The organism is Comamonas jiangduensis, from assembly GCF_030162955.1.
GTDB classification, from domain to species: domain Bacteria; phylum Pseudomonadota; class Gammaproteobacteria; order Burkholderiales; family Burkholderiaceae_C; genus Comamonas; species Comamonas jiangduensis.
Genome location: NZ_JARXOV010000008.1, coordinates 118030 through 137183, shown reverse-complemented (window position 1 = coordinate 137183; position 19154 = coordinate 118030). Strand labels below are relative to the sequence as shown.

The window sequence follows — 19154 nt, the reverse complement described above, 5'->3', positions numbered from 1 at the left end:
TGTGTTTAGGCGCTATATCCAATGTAGGCAAGCGCAAGCTGCTCTTGTTTTGAGTGAATGGGGCAAGGTATACGCCCACATCTCACGCCCCACAATGCAGCGCAAAAAAGGCCTGCACGGCTGCAGGCCTTGTCACCGTTGCCATGTCATGCCATGCCTTGCACGCCACATGACATGGCGGCATGCGGTAGCTCAACGCTTGGGCAGCACGTCCAATTCTGCCGCGCTGGGCAGAAAGCTGCCGTTCCACACGGCCTGGACGGGGATGGGGCGCTGGGTGGCGTAGGCCTTGGCGACCTGTTCGGCCATCAACTTCAATCGCTCAGGGTTGATCTGTCCAAAGCCTTCTTTGCGCGCGCCTTCGCTGTCGATGGCGGTTTCGATGGTCAGCTTCAGGCGTTTGACTTCCAGCGGTGCATTGACCAGCCCGTCCTTGGCCTTCATGGAGGCGATGGCCGCCTCGGGGTGGGCGATGGCTTCCTTGGCACCCTTGGCAAAGGCCTTGAGGAAGGCGCGCACGGCTTCGGGCTTTTCGGCAATCAACTTGGGGCTGGCGATGATGACGTTGCCGTACAGCTGCACGCCGTGCGTGGCATAGGGCAGGACCACCACGTCCTCGCGCTTGACGCCGCGCGCCTCCAGGTTCAGCAGGCTGGTGAAGGTGTAGCCGGTCACGGCGTCCAGGTCGCCGCGCACCAGCATGGTCTCGCGCAGTGGTGGATCCATGGTGGTCCACTGCACCTCGCCCACGCCGTTGGCCTGCGCAAACAGGGGGAAGGTGCGGCGGCCGGCATCAAAAATGGGCGCGCCCAGCTTCTTGCCGGTCAAATCGGCGGCCTTGGTGATGCCGGATTTCTTCAGCGCCATGACCGAGGCGGGCGTGGTGTTGTAGATCACCATGATGGCCACAGGCTTGATGGGCGCGTCCGGGTTGTTGGCGTGGAATTCCATCAGCGCGGCCAGGTCGGCAAAGCCCAGGTCGTGCGTGCCCGAGGCCACGCGCTGGATGGCGCCGGCGCCGCTGGCGGCTTCCACATTCACATCCAGACCGACTTCCTTGAAGTAGCCCTTTTGCTCCGGGTGCACGAACAGGGCGGCCGGGCCTTCGAAACGCCAGTCGAGCTGGAACTTCAAAGGCGTGGCCTGTGCGTGGGCGCTGGTTAGGGCCGAGGTGGCCAGCAAGGCGGCGGCAGCGGTCTGCAGGAATTGGCGTTTGCGCATGGTTCAACACAATCAAAGGGTGGAAGGAGCACGGGTTGAGCAAGATCAATGCCCGGATTGCATACACAATTGGCATGCAAGTTGCGGCGGTCCGGGGCACAGGTCGCCGCATGGCGACAGAAACGGAAAGCTCCATGACCGAAATTGATTTCTCCACCCTCGGCGCGTACGAGCGCTACAAGCTCATGGCCAGCCTGATCGTGCCGCGGCCGATTGCCCTGGTGACCACGCTGGCCGCGGACGGCACGGTAAATGCTGCGCCGTTCAGCATGTTCAACATGGTGGGCGAGGACCCGCCGGTGGTCATGCTCAGCGTGAACAAGCTGCAGGACGGCCAGCTCAAGGACACGGCGGCGCACATCCTGCGCACCAAAGAGTTCGTGGTGCACCTGGCCGATGAACCGATCGCGGCCGCTATGCACCGCTGTGGGGATCGCCTGCCCGTGACCGAGAGTGAGCTGGCCTACACGGGCCTGCACACCACACCGTCCCAGACCGTGCAGGTGCCGCGCATTGCCGAGGCGCCCGTGGCCTTCGAGTGCGTGCTGCACGAGCTGATGGAAACCGACAGCCGCTACGTCTTCATCGGCCGCGTGCAGTGGCTGGCGGTGCGCGATGGACTGGTAGACACCGCAACCTGGCGCGTGAGACTGCAGGACTACTTTCCCGTGGGCCGTTTTGGCGCCAGCTTCTACGTCACCTGCCGTGAGCGTTTTGCCATCGATGGGGATGCAGGCAAGGCCACCCCGCAGGCAGGCAGTGCCAGTACTGCGATTGATGAAATGTGAGCTAACGGCGCTGGATATATCGTCCTTTCAGTTAGATTTATCTGTGAAGCCCAGTATTCACAAGCGCTGGCAGCTACATAAATCAAAGCTTCTTAACGTCTCAACACGGCTTGCGCTGCTTCACCGCATCCAACTGCGAAGCGCATCCCAGCGCGTGAAAGTGCATGAAAAAAGCCCTTGGCAGGTGCCAAGGGCTTTGTATTTCAGCAGCGCGGTGAATCGCGCCGGGGCTTAGGCCTTGTGCGCAATCGCTTGTGCCGCTGACAGCGCGGTCATGTTGACCACGCGGCGCACGGTGGACGAGGGCGTCAGCACATGGGCCGAGGCCGAGGCACCCATCAAGATCGGGCCGATGGTGGTGCCGTGCGATGCCGTGGTCTTGAGCACGTTGAACAGAATGTTCGCCGCGTCCAGGTTGGGGCAGATCAGCACATTGGCTTCGCCGTGCAGCGTGCTGTCCAGCAAGGTGCGTGCGCGCACCTTTTCGTCCAGTGCGGCGTCACCATGCATTTCGCCATCGCATTCGATGCCGGGGTTGGCAGCCGCGAACAGGTCACGCGCGGCACGCATCTTCTTGGCAGATTTGCGGCTGGAGGAGCCGTAGTTGGAATGCGACAGGAAGGCCACCTTTGGTGGAATGCCAAAGCGCGCCACTTCGTCGGCCGCCATCTTGGCGATCTGGGCCAGCTCTTCGGCGGTGGGGTCTTCGTTGATGTAGGTGTCCGCGATGAAGAGGGTGCGGTCTTCCAGCAACAAAGCGTTCACAGTGGCCAAGCGATCCGCTCCTGCCTTGTGGCCCAGCACGGTCTCGATGTAGTCGAGGTGGCGGTCAAAACGCCCCACCAGGCCAGCCAGCATGGCATCGGCATCGCCGAGCTTGACCATCAAGGCCGCGATCAGGGTGTTGGAGCGGCGCACGGCAGACTTGGCAGTCTCGGGCGTCACGCCTTCACGGCCCATCATGCGGTGGTAGGTTTCCCAGTACTGGCGGAAACGGGGGTCGTCTTCGGGGTTGCAGATTTCCACGTCCACACCGGGTTGCAGGCGCAGGCCGGCTTTTTCAATTCGCGCGAGGATCACGGCAGGGCGGCCAATCAAAATAGGCTTGGCCAAGCCCTCTTCCACCACCACTTGCACGGCACGCAGCACGCGCTCGTCTTCACCTTCCGCATAGGCCACGCGCTGCAGATTGCTCTTGGCAGCGGCAAACACGGGGCGCATGATCATGCTGGTCTGGTAGACAAAGCGGCTGAGGCTGTCGCGGTAAGCGGCAATGTCTTCGATGGGGCGCATGGCCACGCCCGACTCTGCCGCAGCCTGGGCCACAGCGGGGGCAATCCGCATGATCAAGCGGGTGTCGAAGGGCGTAGGAATCAGGTAGTCAGGGCCGAACTTCAGCTCCTTGCCCTGGTAGGCCGCAGCCACTTCGTCCGATACGTCCTGCTTGGCCAGCGCCGCGATTTCGCGCACGCAAGCCAGCTTCATGCTTTCCGTGATCTTGGAGGCGCCGCAATCGAGCGCACCGCGGAAGATGTAGGGGAAGCACAGCACGTTGTTGACCTGGTTCGGGTAGTCCGAGCGGCCCGTAGCGATGATGCAGTCGGGGCGCACGGCCTTGGCCAGTTCAGGGCGAATTTCAGGCTCAGGGTTGGCCAGCGCCAAGATGATGGGGTTGGGCGCCATGGTCTTGACCATGTCTGCCGTCAGCACACCGGGGGCCGAGCAGCCCAGGAACACATCGGCGCTGTCAACCGCATCGGCCAGCGTGCGCTTGTCGGTATCTTGTGCGTATTGCGCCTTAGAGGCGTCGAAACCGCCGGGGCGGCCCTGGTAGATCACGCCCTTGGAGTCGCACACGAAAATGTTTTCGCGGCGCACACCCAGGCCCACCATCACGTTCAGGCAGGCAATGGCCGCAGCACCAGCGCCAGAGACCGCCACCTTCACGTCTTCAATTTTTTTGTTCACCAGCTCCAGGCCGTTCAACAGGGCAGCGCTGGAAATGATGGCGGTGCCGTGCTGGTCGTCGTGGAAGACGGGAATATTCATGCGCTTGGAGAGTTCTTGCTCAATGTAGAAGCATTCCGGCGCTTTGATGTCTTCCAGATTGATACCACCCAGTGTGGGTTCCAGCGAGGCGATGATGTCGATCAGCTTGTCGGGATCGCGCTCGGCCAGTTCGATGTCGAACACGTCCACACCGGCAAACTTTTTGAACAGGCAACCCTTGCCTTCCATCACAGGCTTGGAAGCCAGAGGGCCGATATCACCCAGACCCAGCACCGCAGTGCCGTTGGTGATGACGCCCACCAGATTGCCGCGCGAGGTGTACTCGGCGGCTTTGGAGGGGTCAGCCTCAATATCCAAGCAGGGGTAAGCCACGCCGGGGGAATAGGCCAGCGACAGGTCACGCTGGTTGGACAGGGGCTTGGTCGGGGTGACCGAAATCTTGCCCTTGTTAGGGCTAGCGTGGTACTCACGCGCAGCATCGCGCAGGGCTTGTTCAGCGGTGGACAGGGTTTGCGTCATACAAAAATCTGGTGAATCTGACTCGGCAAGCTAGGTGCTTGCTTACCTAGAGCTTACTCCAGGTCGTGTGTCTGCTATCAATGAACCTATGGTGCGCTGCAATATGCGTCACCGCATGCACAAACCCCGGCTGGATAGGCCGGGACTGCGGGCGCCCAAATAAGCTGGGCGTGGAGCTAGGTCAGGATGCTTTAGTGCGCATCTGCCTGGCGCGCGGCATTGATAACGGCTTGGGTATCGCCACGTGCGCCATTGAAAAACACGTTCAGGAGCACCGCAGCAATCGAGGCCAAGAGGATACCGGATTCGATCAGGGGATGGATGGGGTGGGGCATCCACTGGCGGAAGTTGGGTGCCACCAGCGGGATCATGCCCACGCCGATGGACACCGCCACAATCATGGCGTTGTTGCGGTTGTCCTTGAAGTCCACCGTAGACAAGATGCGGATGCCGGTAGCAGCCACCATGCCAAACATCACCAGCCCAGCACCACCCAGCACGACGGTGGGCAAAGACTCAATCAGCATGGCCATTTTGGGCAGCACACCCAGCACGATCAAAATTACCCCGCCTGCCACGCAGACCCAGCGGCTCTTGACGCCCGTAACCGCAACCAGCCCTACGTTTTGCGAGAAGCTGGTGTAGGGAAAGGTGTTGAAGATGCCGCCAATCAAGGTGCCCAAGCCATCGGTGCGCAGGCCACGTGTCAGTTCGTTTTGGCTGATTGGTTTGCTGGTCATGTCAGACAGGGCCAGGAACATGCCGGTGGATTCAATCATCACCACCACCATGACCAGGGTCATGGTCAAGATGAGAATGGGGTCAAACACGGGCATGGCAATTTCAAAAGGCAGCACCAGGTTGAACCACTGGGCTTGTGCCACTTTGTGAAAGTCCATCAGACCCATGGCAGCGGTGATGATGCCACCGACCAAAATCCCCAGGAGCACCGAAATATTGGCCAGGAAGCCCTTGCCAAAGCGCGCCACCAGCAAGATGGTAAGCAGCACGGCGGCAGAGATGCCAACCCCCGTCAGGTCCGCGTATTTGGGGTTGGGGATGGTGGGCACCACGGCAAAGCCTTTGGGGACGGGCGGCAGCGAGGTGCCCGGCGCGCCCGCCATGGCCTGCGCCTCTGACAGCCACTTCAGGTGCTCGGGGTTGGGCACCGAGGGGGCGGTGGGGCCGACGGGGTTGCCAAAAATCCAGTTGATGCCCACGCGCATCAGGCTGATGCCGATGACGGTGATGATGGTGCCTGTGACCACCGGCGGGAAGAAACGCAGCAAGCGGCTAATGACCGGCGCAATCAGCATGGAGATCACCCCGGCGCCGATGACCGAGCCAAAAATCAACCCGGCGCCTGCGTGGCCTCCGGTGCTTTGCGCCATGGACACCATGGGGCCGACGGCGGCAAAGGTCACGCCCATCATGACGGGGAGCTTGATGCCAAACCACTGTGTGCAGCCCATGGCTTGAACCAGCGTGACCAGCCCGCAGACAAACAAGTCCGCAGAGATCAGCATGGCCACCTGTTCCGGCGGGAGGTTGAGCGCACGGCCCACGATCAGGGGCACAGCCACAGCACCGGCGTACATCACCAAAACGTGCTGCAGGCCCAGCGCAGTCACGCGCCCTAAAGGTAGTTTTTCATCAACAGGATGCACATTGGTTTGCATGGGGGTCTTCCTTGGAATCCTTGATCTGTTCTGACAGAACGCGATGCACATCTTGCGCACAACGATCCATACAAAAAGTGTATACAAAGTAAGGTGGAAAGCGTTCCAAGAGAAACCCCCGATCTGCTCTTATTTCCTAAGGGTTTGCCCCTTAAAAATGCCAAATTTTTGAAGTGGATGGATTTCTTTTTTGTGAAGCAAGAAGGCTTTTTGCACTATGAAATTTGAGCGGTGCTATCGATACCTTGAATCGAGGTATTTGTGTGCTGCAGGCGTGGAATGAGCAAGGCCGCAACGCTGGCTGTGCTGGCATGCTGCAGCAAGAACCACGCATTTTTCAGGGCGTAAAAAAGCCCCTAGCGCGTAAGCGGTAGGGGCTGAGAGTTGCCGCTGAAACAGCGAGGGCGGAGGTGTCTTAAGCGAGTAAATCCGCCAAGCTGCGCGCGACGACCTTGGTGGCGCGGCGCAGGTCTTCCAGCTCCAGGCGCTCATCGGCGCGTTTGGCATGGCTTTCCAGCACGCTGCGGGGGCCGGCACCGTAGATCACGCCGGGGATGCCGCGCTCCACGTACAGGCGCACGTCGGTGTACAGCGGCGTGCCCACGGCGGGCGGCTTGGTGCCGAACACGGCTTCGCCGTGGGTCTGGATGGCCTCCACCAAGGGCTGGTTGCCCGCCAGCGGGGTCATGGCGTTGGCCAGCAGCAGGCGCTTGATGTCCGCACGCACGGCGTCCTCACCGGTGTAGCCCCGCTGGGTGTTGAAGTCGGCGGTGGCGCGGGCGATCACTGCGCGGATGCTGGCTTCCACCTCGGCCGGGTGCTCCTCGGGGATCATGCGGCGGTCCAGCTTGAGCACCACCTTGCCGGGGATCACATTGGTGTTGGTGCCGCCTTCGATGCGGCCGATGTTCAGGTAGGGGTGCTTGATGCCGGGGACCTGTGAAGTCACCTGCTGGTAGCGGGTGTTCTCGGCATACAGCGCGTTCATGATGGCCACGGCGCCCTGCAGCGCGTCCACCCCCGTGTGGGGCACGGCGGCGTGGGCCATCTTGCCGTGCACGGTCACTTCCATCTGCAGGCAGCCGTTGTGCGCGGTCACCACTTCGTAGCTGAAACCCGCGGCCACCATCAGATCGGGCCGGGTCAGGCCTTGCTCCAGCAGCCAGCCGGGGCCAAGCAGGCCGCCAAACTCCTCGTCGTAGGTGAAGTGCAGCTCCACCGCGCCCCGGGCGGGCTTGGCCACGGCCTCCAGCGCACGCACGGCGAAGGTGAAGGTGGAGAAATCGCTCTTGCTCACCGCCGTGGCACGGCCATACATCTTGCCGTCTTCGATCTGGGCGCCATACGGGTCCTTGGTCCAGCCTTCACCGGGGGGCACCACGTCGCCGTGGGCGTTCAGGGCAATCGTCTTGCCGCCCGCACCATAGGGGCGGCGCACGATCAGGTTGGTGATGGACTCCATGCCGTAGTCCTTGACGGCCTGGGCCGGCACCACGTGCTTTTCGGCCTCAAAGCCGAAGGCCTGGATCAGGTCGGCCGTGCGTTCGGCATGCGGGGCATTGTTGCCGGGCGGCGTGTCCGTGGGCACCTGCACCAGCGCCTGCAGAAACTGTACCTGTTCGTTAAAGTGCGCATCAATCCATGCATCCAGCGCGGCGTAGGTGGCTTGGCGGTCTTGGGTCATTGTGTTGTCTCGAATCGCTAGGGTTTAGTGGGCAGCCAGTTGCGCCAGCACATGGCTGAAGGCGTCGACGGCCAGTTGCATGTCGTCGCTGGTGGTGGCTTCCAGCGGGTTGTGGCTGATGCCGCTGTTGAGACCGCGCGTGAACAACATGGCCTGGGGCATGACTTCGTGCAGCTTCATGGCATCGTGGCCCGCGCCACTGGGCATGCGCAGCAGTGGCACGCCCAAGGCATGTACCGCGTTTTCCCACAACGTTTGCAGGGCAGGATCGCTGGGCGCGGCGGCGGCTTTCATGGCTAGCTCGGTCTTGTATTGCAGGCCGCGGCGCTGGGCGATCTCGTTCAGCTTGGCCAGCACATCGGCCACCATGGCATCGCGCTGGGCATCCGTGGGGGCGCGCAAGTCCATGCTGAAGGCGCATCGGCCGGGCACCACGTTGATCGAGCCATTGGGCACCTGCAGCATGCCGATGGTGGCCACGCTGTCGCCGTCTTTCAGTGCGCGTTCTTCCATGTAAAGCGCCAGCTCGGCCACGCCCAGCGCCGCATCGCGGCGACGGTTCATGGGCGTGGTGCCAGCGTGGCTGGCGGTGCCAATCATTTCGCACACGTAGCGCACACCGCCATTGATGGACGTGACCACGCCCAGCGGAATGTCAAACTCATTGAGCACCGGGCCTTGCTCGATATGCACTTCGATAAAGCCCAGGTACTGCGCAGCATCGCGCTGGAGCTTGGGAATGTCGTCGATGCACAGGCCCGCATGCTGCATGGCTTCGCGCATGGTGATGCCGTCGGCGTCTTTTTGCTCCAGCCATTCGGGCTTGAAGTCGCCGATCAGCGCGCCAGAGCCCAGGAAGGTGGCTTTGTAGCGCTGGCCTTCTTCTTCTGCAAAACCCACCACCTCAATGCCAAACGGCAGGCGCTTGCCTTGGCGGTGCAGCTCGCGCACGCAGGCCATAGGCACGAAGATGCCCAGGCGCCCGTCGTACTTGCCGCCGTTGCGCACGGTGTCGTAGTGGCTGCCGGTCAGCAGGTACTTGGCGCCTGCCTGGGCCGGGTGGTAGCGGCCGACCACGTTGCCCACGGCGTCGATCTCGACCTCGTCAAAACCGCAGTCGCGCATCCAGTGGCTGATGCGCTGGGCGCAGGCGCGGTGGGCGTCGGTCAGGTAGGTGACGGTGAGCTGGCCCTTTTCGGCATAGCCCGGCTCGCTGTGCTGGGCCAGTTTTTCCTGCCAGTCCCACACGTCGTTGCCCAGTGTGGGCTCGTAGCCAAACTTGTCGTTCAGGCGTATTTCCGCAATACGGTGGATGTTGCGAATGGCCTCCGCGCGCTCAAAGTCGGGGTGGTTGTGCAGGCGGCGGGCAAAGGTGGCAATGATTTCCTGCTTGGGCAAGCCTGTGCCACGCGGGCCGCGTACGGCCAGAATGAAGGGAAAGCCAAAGCGGGCGTTGTAGTCCGCGTTGAGCTGCTGGATGTGTGCCAACTCCTCGGGCGTGCAAGCGGTCAGGCCCGCCTTGTTTTGCTCGTTGGTGGATTCTGCCGTCAGCGTTTTGGCCACCATGGCCTTGCCAGCGAGCTCCGGGTGGGCGCGGATCAGGTCCAGCTGCGCCTCGGGCGAGGCCTGGGCCAGCACCTGGACCATGGCGTGCTTGAGGTGGGCCAGTGACTTGAACGGGCGCTGTGCCAGCGCAGCTTCGGCAATCCAGGGCGAATGCTCGTACAGGCCGTCCAGCAGCTGCACGGCGCTGGCGGTGTCGGCGGTGTTGAGTTGTTCCAGGGTCAGGGCCATGGTGCTTCCTGTCAAAAAATAGAGCTGCTGACGCAGGATGGATAAGGGCTGGATGCCAGTTTGGCAATCAAACTGCGTTCACAGCGCGGGCGCCGGGAAGCGCTGGGCCCAGTGGCGCGCCAGGTCGATGCGGCGGCACACCCAGACGTCGCTGTGGCGCTGGATGTGGTCCAGAAAGCGCTGCAGCGCCGTGATGCGCCCGGGCTTGCCCAACAGGCGGCAGTGCATGCCAATGCTCATCATCTTGGGGGCGTTGTCACCGTCTTCGGCGCCTTCGGCGTACAGCGTGTCGAAGGTGTCTTTCATGTACTGGAAGAACGGGTCGGCGTGCGAATAGCCCTGGGGCAGGGCAAAGCGCATGTCGTTCACGTCCAGCGTGTAGGGCACGATGAGCTGGTGGTGGTGGCTGCCATCGGTCTTTTCCAGGCGCATCCAGAACGGCAGGTCGTCGCCGTAGTAGTCGCTGTCGTAGGCGAAGCGGCCGTCGTCGGCCACCAGGCGATGGCTGTTGGGGCTGTCGCGGCCGGTGTACCAGCCCAGGCCGTGGTCGCCATCGTGGCCGTAGAGGTCTTCGAAAATCTCCATGCACTGCGCCATGTGGGCGCGCTCGATCTCCTCGGGCACGTTCTGGTAGTGGATCCACTTCAGGCCGTGGCAGGCCACCTCGTGGCCCAGATCGGCAAAGGCCTGGGCCAGCTCGCGGTGCTTTTGCAGGGCCGTGGCCACGCCGAACACGGTCAGAGGCAGTCCGCGCTTTTCAAACTCGCGCAGGATGCGCCACACGCCGGCGCGGCTGCCGTACTCGTAGATGCCATCCATGCTCATGTGGCGCGCCGGGTAGGCGGCCGGGTTGAACATTTCGGACAGGAACTGCTCGCTGGCCGGATCGCCGTGCAGCACATGGTTCTCGCCGCCTTCCTCGTAGTTCAGCACGAACTGCACCGCCACACGCGCTTGACCGGGCCACTGGGGATGGGGCGGGGTGCGGCCGTAGCCAATCAGGTCACGGGGGTAGGGGGCGCAGGCGTTGTAAGTCATGGGAATCTACGAATCAGGCAAAAGGCAGAGCTTCAGAGGGTGACGCTGGACAGCGCCATGGATAAATCGTTGGTCGGCATATCGCGGTCAAAGGTCAGCCCTTGTTCCACATGCTCCAGGTGCTCCTGCATCAGGCGCACGGCGGTGTCTTCGTCTTTGGCGGCCAGGGCGGCCACGATGGCTTCGTGCTCTTCGTGCGAGTGCTCGGCGGCGCTGGTGCTTTGGTACATCAGCGTGATGAGGGCGCAGCGAGAGATCAAGTCACCCAGAAGCTGCGCCAGCACGTGGTTGCCCATTTGCTCGGCCATGACCACGTGGAAGTCGCCCAGCAGCTCGGTGCGCTGGCCCACATCGTTGCGGTCCATGGCCTTTTTCTCGGCGGCAATGTGGTGCTTGAGGGTTTTGATCTGCGCGGGTTTGACTTGGCGCACAAAGGCGCGCGTCATTTCGGTCTCCAGCATGCGGCGCACGGCAAACACCTGCTTGGCTTCGTCAACCGACGGCGTGGCCACAAAGGCGCCGCGCGCAGGGGCCAACGTGACCAGCCGGTTTTGCGACAGCTGGAACAAAGCTTGCCTGACCAAGGTGCGCGAGACGCCAAAGTGGTCGGCCAGCTTTTGCTCGGCCAGCTTGGTGCCGGGCAGCAATTTGTGCTCAACAATGGCACGGGTCAAAGCGTCCGCAATGGCGCTGGTGGAGGATGTTTCCATAGGGATCATCATAGATGCGTTTGAGCAAAAATTGTATACACTTTTGGTAAACAAGCGGTTGCGTGGCAGCTGCAGACATTAAGGAGTTACCTCATGGGCTTGAGTACCCACGTTCTGGACACCATGCACGGCTGCCCTGCAGCGGGCATGCAGGTGAAGCTGTATGCCACCGACGGTGACGCGGCCACGCTGGTCAAGGACCTGACGCTGAATCACGATGGCCGCACCGATGCGCCGCTGTTTGATAACGACAGTCTGAAAGTTGGCACGTACCGCTTGGCTTTCGATGTAGCAGGCTACTTCAAAGCAAAAGGCGTGCAACTTCCCGAGCCGAATTTCTTGAGCGTGGTCAACTTGGACTTTGGCGTGGCGCACACCGATCAGCATTACCACGTGCCGCTGCTGGTGAGCCCTTGGAGCTATTCCACCTACCGGGGGTCGTGATGTGGCAGGCTGGCGCTGAGCGCGCATAACGGCGCTCACACCATAAAAAAGAGAGCGGCTTGCGCTCGATGTGCAATAGTTTCAGGTGCTTTTGTGTCTGAAACTGTTGAAGCATCAGCGCAAGCCGCTCTTGTTTTTGAAACTTTCTGTGCTTAGCCGCCTTCCAGCTGCCCTTCCGACAAGGTATCGAGCTGAAAACGCCCGGAGCGGTCCCACAACCAAGTGTCGGTATAGCTGACGCTGCCCGCACCAGTGGGCGGAAATGGTGCAGCAGCACGCACCAAGCGCTCAATTTCACGCACCACTTCGGGGGCGTGGCTGGGTTTGCGCATCCAGTTCAGGCGCTGGATCTGGCCGCTGCCACTGAGGCTGATCTCCAGCACACCCACGGCATACAGCATGGCGGGCAGCTTGCCGCGGTAAATGCGCGAGGCATAGCGCTGGTAGAGGTGGTTAGCGGCTTTGCGTTCGTAAGCGGCGGAGGCTGGGCGGCCCTTGCTGGGCAGCGTGATAGGGACGCCGCAGGCGGTGAGTGCCGCAGCTGCACTGGCTGTCAAGCCAGCCAACAGCCAATGGCGGCGCGTTGCTGCGATGCTCAGGGGGTGAGGGTGGGTGTGCATGGCACCAGATTACTGCGCAGGTGCTGGGCCGTGGTGCTGCACCATGTGCGCGTGTTGTTGTAGGCCGTTGTGCCGCAGGCGGCCTAACCTGCACAGCGTTGTCTGCTTAGGCGGGTGACAGCGCGCAGAGCAGCATCCAGTCTTCGTCGTGGTAGCGGCCTTCTGCGTACACACAGCGCGGCTCCGTGCCAAAGCGCACAAAACCGTGGCGCAGGTACAGTGCAATCGCGGCATGGTTGCTGCTGAGTACGCCCAACTGCACTTGTTGCAGCCCTTGCATGCTGCGTGCGTGGGACAGTGTGCGGGCCAGCATGGCATGGGCAATACCCTGGCCGCGGAAGGTCGGGGCGACATACACGCCCCAAATTTCGGCCTTGTGCGCCAGCTTCAGCGGTTGGTGACGCTGCAGCCCCATGGTGGCAACCAGCTGATCGTTGTGCCATGTGCCGATCGCCCAGCTGTCTGGGCTGGGGCAAATACCTTGCGCCACGGCATCCAGTGGCATGTCGGCCTGCTCTTCGGGGGATGAGAAGAAGGCTGCGGGGTGTGCCTGCAGGGCTTGCAGGCGCAGCGTTTGAAAGGCGGCTGCATCGCTGGGTGCAAAGGTGCGCAGCACACAGGGCGGCGCGGGCTTAGCCGCCATCGCGCTGGCCTTCGGTCAAGGTGTCCAGCTGGAACTGCCCGGATTTGTCCCACAGCCAAGTGTCGGTATAGGTCACATAGCCCAGCTTGCTGGCAACCGGAAAGGGCGCGGCAGCGCGCACGGTGCGCTCAATTTCACGGATCACTTCAGGGGCATGGCGGGGTGCGCGCATCCAGTTAAAGCTGCGCACCTGGCCCTTGCGGTCCAGATTGACTTCCAGCGTCCCCACGGCATACAGCAAGGGGGGCAGTTTGCCTTTGTAAATGCGGTGGGCGTTTTGCCCGTACAGGTGGCGCGCGGCATCCTGGCGATAAGCGCGCGGGGTGCTGGCGCTGGAGTTGCTGCTGGGCACGACGGCATCGGGCGCATCCGGGCGCGGCGGCGGCTTGACACCACAGGCAGCCAGCAATGCCGCCATCGCAGTGGCCATGCCACCCCACAGCCAGTGGCGTTTGGGGAGGGAAGATGGGGATGCAGACTTTTCAGGCATGGTGCTAGCTTATCCTGATCTTGCCGCGCCATGCAGCGGCATGGTGTGCATCGGCAAAGTGGCAAGCCTTGTGCTTGTCACCGTGTTCGAGATGCGTGCTGTATGCCGGGGTGGCGCAGTGCGCCAAGCAATGCAAAGAAATGAGGTATGGGGTGAATGATGGGGAGCGCCTGCGGGCGTTGGCTGCGCAAGCACCGGTGTGTCTGGTAGAGGTCGTGGGCGTGCAAGGCTCTGCACCGCGCAGTGCGGGCGCTTGGATGGCGCTGCAAGGCACGGCGCTGGTGGGCACGATTGGTGGTGGTCATCTGGAATGGGAGGCCATGCGCATGGCCCGAGCGTGGCTGCAGCAAGGCATGCCGGGCGACAGCTTCAACCAGCGCTTGGCACTGGGGCCTTCGCTGGGACAGTGCTGCGGTGGTGCGGTGCAAATGCGCTGGTCTGCTGTGCATGCCCACAATGTTGAGGCCGTGCTGGCGCGGCTGCAGCCAGCGCGTGCGCCGGTTGCGCTGTTTGGGGCCGGGCATGTAGGGCACGCCCTGGTGCGTGTGCTGCAGCCGCTACCCTTTTGGGTGCATTGGGTTGATAGCAGGGACGACGTTTTCCCCGCGCAGCCCATGCCGCAGCTGCATTGCGAGCATTCCAGCCCGGTACACCATGCAGTGCGCGATCTGCCCGCCCAATCGCTGGTGTTGGTGATGAGTTTTAGCCACGCAGAAGATCTGGACATTGTCAGCGCCTGTCTGCGCCGCCAGCGTGAGCGCGGTGATCTGCCTTTTATCGGGCTGATTGGCAGCGCCACCAAATGGGCGGTGTTTCAAAAGCGGCTGGCCGAGCGTGGCTTTGGTGCCGACGAAATCGCCCACATCACCTGCCCGATCGGTCTGCCCGGCATTGCAGGCAAAGAGCCGGAGGTGATTGCCATCGCCGTAGCGGCACAGTTATTGCAACTGCGTGCACAGCAGCTTGCAGCTGTCTGACGGGGGAGCTGCTGGGATCTTGGTAGTTGCCCGAGGAGCGGCTGTTTTTTTTGCTTTTGGCAACAAAAATTGCATACACTTTGACGAAAGACAGGTCGCAGCGGTGCCCAAATTGATGCTTGCATCCCAGGTGCGTGACCCTTTCTTCTGCTCAGAGCGCCCGCAGTGGTGAGCAGGTTTGATCCTTGGTGGCCTTTGCGCTACCGGAGTTGAGTGCTATGGAAAGCTATATCCTCGACTGGGCCAACCTGCTGTTGCGGTGGCTCCACGTCATTACCGCCATCGCCTGGGTGGGCTCGTCGTTTTACTTTGTTTTCCTCGACAGCAGCCTGACCCCGCCGGTCGATGAAGATCTCAAAAAACAAGGTGTCAGCGGCGAGTTGTGGGCCTTGCACGGCGGCGGTTTTTACCACCCCGTAAAGTTTGCCGGCGCGCCGCCCAAGTTGCCTGAGCACACGCACTGGTTCTTTTGGGAAAGCTACACCACCTGGCTGTCTGGCTTTGCGCTGCTGACCGTGTCCTACCTGTGGAACGCCAACATCTATTTGGTGAACCCTGCCAACCCCGTCATGTCCAGCGGCATGGCGATTGCCGTGGCGTTGTCGTTCCTGGTGGTGTTTTGGTTGCTCTACAACGGCATCTGCCGCCTCTTTGGTGAAAAAGAGGGCGGCGACGGCATTGTGGGTGCCATGGTTTTGGTGCTGGTGTGTATGGCCTCGTACCTGGCTTGCAAACTGTTCCCCGGCCAGGCCGCGTTCTTGTTGATGGGTGCCATGCTGGCGACATCAATGAGTGCCAACGTGTTCTTCTGGATCATCCCCGGCCAAAAGAAAATGGTGGCCTCGATCAAGGCTGGTGAGCCAGTGGATCCGATCCACGGCAAGCGCGGCAAGCAGCGCAGCGTGCACAACACCTATTTCACGCTGCCGGTTCTCTTTGCCATGCTGTCCAACCACTATGGCTGGCTGTACTCGCACGAGCTGAACTGGCTGGTGCTGATTTTGATGATGTTTGCCGGTGCAGCCATTCGCCAGTTCTTTGTGATGCGCCATGGCTACAAGCTGGGTCGCAACCCGCACCCTTGGAAGTACGCAGCAGTGGGCGTGGTGGTGCTGTTGGGCGTGATCGTATGGCTCAAGCCTGTGCCACCCGCAGCAGTCGCTGCCAGCCCTGCTGTGATTGCGCCGGTCGGCCAGTCGGTGGTGCAAGGTGATGTGGAGAAAAAATCAGAAGAATCAGCCCCTCAGGCAGGTAGTGCAAGCGCTGGCAGCTATGAAAAAGTGCATGCCATCATGCGGCAGCACTGCATGGTCTGCCACAGCGCCGCCACGATTGCGCAGAAAAATGTGAAGTTTGATACACCGCAAGACATCAAATCGCACGCCCAGCAGATTTACCAGCAGGTGGTGCTGCTGCGCAAAATGCCGTTTGGCAACCCCGGTGCACTGAGCGACGACGAGCGTGCAGCTTTCCAGCAGTGGTTTGAAAGTGGTGCCCCTGCGCCTTGACGCTGGGTTAATGCGCCGACAGGCTGTGCGTGCACGGGATGCAGGCCAGGCAGCCCAAGACCCCTGACCGCAGCCTGGTGTTGCGGTTTTTTTATGTCGGATAGATGTAAGAAGATTAAGAAAATATGAAGATGCAGGGGCGAGTGCTTTCGTTCAAAGGCTGATGCAGCAAGGCTTTGGGCCGTATGGCAGGAGGAAAAGATTGACATGGCTCAACACCTTCGGGTAGCGGCTGCGGCACAGTTCGTGACCATGTTCCTCATCCCTTCATTTGATCCCTTGGCCCAAGCAGAGGTGGTTTCCGCCGGTCAACTGCTGCGCCAACGCGGCTCGCGTGCTGACTCCGTCCTGTACCTCGACAGCGGCTGCGTAGTGTTGGGTGTGCGTGACGAAGGGCAGATGCGTCACCAGCTCGGCGTGGTCGAAGGCCCTGCGTGGCTGGATGCGGCGTTTGCACTCACAGGCAAGCCTTGCGGTGTCGATATGGTGACTGACTCCCGGGTGCGCCTGCGCCGCATCTCGCTGCAGGCATTTCAGCGCAGCTTGGACGGCCTGCCCGATACCGTAGCCACCTTGGTGCGCGACATGGCCCATGGCTATTGCCAGCAAACGGAAACCGCTGTCAGCCGCTTGGCCCAGGATGCTGAAACGCGTTGTGCCCAATGGCTGCTGCGTCATGCCCAGCATGCCGACAACGGCACCATGCGGGTAACGCTGAATCAGCGCAAACGCACGATTGCCGCGCAGCTTGGGATTGCGCCTGAGACGTTTTCACGCGTATTGCGCCACTTGCGTGAGCATGGCTTGATTGCCGGGACAGGCAATGTACTGAACCTGCCTCAACCCAGCGCTTTGCAAAGCGTGGCTGGTATGTAAGCACGCGCTAGCAATTGCTGGTGAGCACCAAAGAGGCCGAGAGGCCTCTTTTGCATTTCAGTGCTTCGCTTTTTGTGCTGTCGGTACTTGTCTGGCAAGGGTTCTACCCGTTTAAGTGCCTACAAGTGCGTGCCTATAGTGGGGTGTGAACCACATTCCCAGCACCCCGCCATCATTGCCAATGGCTCCTGCATCCCGCTGGAGAGGCTTTCGCATGACCCTGGTTGCGCAGGTGGTGCTGGTACTGGCTGCCATGCTGCTGTGCGCTTTGGGCCTGGTGCGGGTGCTGGATGCCCGCACGCAGGAGCGCCTGGCAGCGCATCAGACCCAGGATGCCGACTTGTGGGCGCGCATGCTCACTGCGCGCATGGAAACGCACCAGCGGCTGCTCACCGCAATTGCAGAGGGTATGCACACCAGCTTGCTGGACAACCCCGCAGTGCTGGATGCCTTGATGCAGCAAGACGGCTCCATGCTGCGGATTTTTGACAGTTTGCATGTGGCACTGCCCGCAGGGGGGCTGACGCACCATGGTGCCGTGGGGGCCGTGACAGAGATTGACTCGCAAGGACTGGATGGATTGCGGCGCACGATCTCCGAGGGCAAGCCCTTTATTACGCATGTACCAGTGCTGGACGACAGCCAGCATTTGCGGGTACTGCTGAGCGTGCCCATGCGGCGTGAGGATGGGCAAGTGTCCGGTGCCTTGGCAGCCATCGTGAAGCTGCCCCTGGCGGCGCTGATGCCGGATACCGCAGCACCGCTGCCGAATGTGCAGTACATGCTGATTGGTAGCGATGGCCTGGTGTTGGCCCATTCCGACGCCATGCAGCGCGGGAAAAACTTGAACGATTTGACGTTGGGCCATGAGAAGGCGTGGCTGGCCTTGTCCAACCCTTCGGCGGCCAATGCAGATACCCAGCAGTGGGGGCATTTTTTAGTGAGTCGCGTGGGACTGCCGCTGCCGCAGTGGCAGGTGGTGATATGGCGCGATACCTCCGCGGATTTGCTGGTCGACCAAGGTTTGCCAGTGCGTGTGTGGGCTGCCCTGGGCGCAGCAGCCGCGCTGCTGAGCTTGCTGGCAACGGCGTTGCTCTGGGGCTGGCTGGCCCCTTGGCCGGGGCGCGGTGGGGGGGCACAGCCTGCGGCCCATGGGCCAGAGGCTGCCGCGCAAGAAGTGCAAAAAACGCAAGCTGCACTGGACTATGCCCAGCGCCTGTCTTTGCAAGCCGGTGCCATGGCCATGTTTGAAGCCGTACCCTCTGCCATGCTCTTGGAGCATGAAGGGCGTATCACGCTGGCAACACCACAGGTTGCGGTCATGTTGGGCTACTTTGGGCTAGAGACTGCGCAGCCCACGATGGAGCAACTGTTTGACAGCCAGGCTGCGTTAGAGATAGTGCGCCACACGCTGGTGGATTTGGGCAGCTTTGAGGGGGCTGTGCGGTTGCGCAAAAAAGATGGGGATGTGGTGCTGGTGGATGCGCTGGCATGGATTCCCTCACAGTTGTCCTCGGCCACGGTGTGGCGCTTGCAACTTCCGTGGCGCTTGCGCAGCAGTTTGCCGCTGCCAGACAACGAAAACGCCTGGCGAGATGATTTAACGGGCATGCCCAACCGCGACGCGTTCATGTGGGAGCTGCAATCGTGGGTAACGGACAGTTTGCAGAGTGAAAACACAGAGCACTATCTTTCCACTGGCATGCCCACGCAAGGCTGTTTGCTGTTCGCAGACCTGGACCATCTGGGCATGATGAACGCGACCACATCGCGCGATATGGGCAACAAAATGCTGCGGCATGTGGGGCGTTTGATTGCCAGCTACACCCAACCGGTAGGCAGTGTGGCGCGCTTGGGCGGCGATGAGTTTGCTGTGCTGTTGCCGGGCATCAGCTTGGCCCACGCCCAAGGTGTAGGGCAGGCGCTGTGCGATGCCGTGTGGCGCTGGCAGCCCAGTTGGGGAGGCGAGCGCCACTGGGTGAGCATCAGCGTGGGAATAGTCGCCATGGATGCGCTGCGCCACAGCCCCCAGCAGGCAGTGCGCGCTGCAGACATGGCCTGCTATGAGGCCAAGCGCCGGGGCCGCTGCCAAGTGGCGGTGGGCCAAATTGCAACCCAGCCCTCACTGGAGACCTAATCCCGCCGCAAAGCGG

General features: G+C 61.7%; 16 protein-coding genes. 6 read left to right on the top strand and 10 right to left on the bottom strand.

Translation table 11 applies throughout. The features are described from left to right. Positions 1-192: 192 nt before the first annotated feature. Positions 193-1221, bottom strand: a complete 1029-nt coding sequence (locus tag QEP12_RS08690) for an ABC transporter substrate-binding protein (RefSeq protein WP_284213990.1) — start codon at positions 1219-1221, stop codon at positions 193-195. A gap of 134 nt (positions 1222-1355) precedes the next feature. On the opposite strand from QEP12_RS08690, the gene QEP12_RS08685 reads away from it, so the two are divergent. Further along, the gene (locus QEP12_RS08685; protein ID WP_174862804.1) at positions 1356-2009 is read left to right on the top strand and encodes a flavin reductase family protein; all 654 of its coding nucleotides are present in this window, start codon (positions 1356-1358) and stop codon (positions 2007-2009) included. Positions 2010-2240: 231 nt separating this feature from the next. Here the strand turns inward: QEP12_RS08685 and QEP12_RS08680 are convergent, their stop codons facing one another. The 6 genes from QEP12_RS08680 to QEP12_RS08655 form a co-directional block, all read right to left on the bottom strand. Then, on the bottom strand, positions 2241-4538 hold the full coding sequence (locus tag QEP12_RS08680; protein WP_174862803.1) for an NADP-dependent malic enzyme: 2298 nt from the start codon (positions 4536-4538) through the stop codon (positions 2241-2243). A 191-nt stretch (positions 4539-4729) separates the two neighbouring features. Then, positions 4730-6217 (bottom strand): nucleobase:cation symporter-2 family protein, encoded by a 1488-nt coding sequence (locus tag QEP12_RS08675; RefSeq protein ID WP_284213989.1) that lies wholly within the window; start codon positions 6215-6217, stop codon positions 4730-4732. Positions 6218-6632: 415 nt separating this feature from the next. Further along, entirely contained in the window at positions 6633-7901 is a 1269-nt protein-coding gene (locus QEP12_RS08670; RefSeq protein ID WP_284213988.1) for a M20 family metallopeptidase, read from the bottom strand. 24 nt (positions 7902-7925) lie between these two features. Continuing rightward, positions 7926-9695, bottom strand: coding sequence for a 2-oxo-4-hydroxy-4-carboxy-5-ureidoimidazoline decarboxylase (uraD, locus tag QEP12_RS08665; RefSeq protein WP_284213987.1), 1770 nt, complete (start codon positions 9693-9695; stop codon positions 7926-7928). Between the two features lie 78 nt (positions 9696-9773). Next, positions 9774-10733, bottom strand: coding sequence for an allantoinase PuuE (puuE, locus tag QEP12_RS08660; RefSeq protein WP_284213986.1), 960 nt, complete (start codon positions 10731-10733; stop codon positions 9774-9776). 32 nt (positions 10734-10765) lie between these two features. Further along, positions 10766-11443 carry a GntR family transcriptional regulator gene (locus tag QEP12_RS08655; RefSeq protein ID WP_284213985.1) on the bottom strand — a complete coding sequence of 226 codons (678 nt, stop codon included), beginning with the start codon at positions 11441-11443 and terminating at the stop codon, positions 10766-10768. Between the two features lie 93 nt (positions 11444-11536). On the opposite strand from QEP12_RS08655, the gene uraH reads away from it, so the two are divergent. Continuing rightward, positions 11537-11887 (top strand): hydroxyisourate hydrolase, encoded by a 351-nt coding sequence (gene uraH / locus QEP12_RS08650; protein ID WP_284213984.1) that lies wholly within the window; start codon positions 11537-11539, stop codon positions 11885-11887. Between the two features lie 152 nt (positions 11888-12039). Here uraH and QEP12_RS08645 read toward each other — a convergent pair whose 3' ends face one another. The 3 genes from QEP12_RS08645 to QEP12_RS08635 form a co-directional block, all read right to left on the bottom strand. Further along, the gene (locus QEP12_RS08645; protein WP_284213983.1) at positions 12040-12507 is read right to left on the bottom strand and encodes a hypothetical protein; all 468 of its coding nucleotides are present in this window, start codon (positions 12505-12507) and stop codon (positions 12040-12042) included. A gap of 106 nt (positions 12508-12613) precedes the next feature. Then, positions 12614-13150: a GNAT family N-acetyltransferase gene (locus QEP12_RS08640; RefSeq protein WP_284213982.1), complete on the bottom strand. Its 537-nt coding sequence runs from the start codon at positions 13148-13150 to the stop codon at positions 12614-12616. Continuing rightward, on the bottom strand, positions 13140-13640 hold the full coding sequence (locus tag QEP12_RS08635; RefSeq protein ID WP_174862798.1) for a hypothetical protein: 501 nt from the start codon (positions 13638-13640) through the stop codon (positions 13140-13142). The genes QEP12_RS08640 and QEP12_RS08635 overlap by 11 nt, the downstream gene beginning before the upstream one ends. A 152-nt stretch (positions 13641-13792) precedes the next feature. Here QEP12_RS08635 and xdhC point away from each other — a divergent pair, with 152 nt between their 5' ends. The 4 genes from xdhC (at position 13793) to QEP12_RS08615 (ending at position 19138) form a co-directional block, all read left to right on the top strand. Continuing rightward, positions 13793-14617 carry a xanthine dehydrogenase accessory protein XdhC gene (gene xdhC, locus QEP12_RS08630; RefSeq protein ID WP_246254071.1) on the top strand — a complete coding sequence of 275 codons (825 nt, stop codon included), beginning with the start codon at positions 13793-13795 and terminating at the stop codon, positions 14615-14617. A 218-nt stretch (positions 14618-14835) separates the two neighbouring features. Beyond that, positions 14836-16125, top strand: a complete 1290-nt coding sequence (locus tag QEP12_RS08625) for a urate hydroxylase PuuD (RefSeq protein ID WP_174862800.1) — start codon at positions 14836-14838, stop codon at positions 16123-16125. Positions 16126-16377: 252 nt separating this feature from the next. After that, a complete protein-coding gene (locus QEP12_RS08620) occupies positions 16378-17001 on the top strand; it encodes a Crp/Fnr family transcriptional regulator (RefSeq protein WP_174862799.1) in 624 nt (207 codons plus the stop codon). A gap of 214 nt (positions 17002-17215) precedes the next feature. After that, positions 17216-19138 carry a sensor domain-containing diguanylate cyclase gene (locus QEP12_RS08615; protein ID WP_284213981.1) on the top strand — a complete coding sequence of 641 codons (1923 nt, stop codon included), beginning with the start codon at positions 17216-17218 and terminating at the stop codon, positions 19136-19138. The last annotated feature ends 16 nt before the right edge of the window (positions 19139-19154 follow it).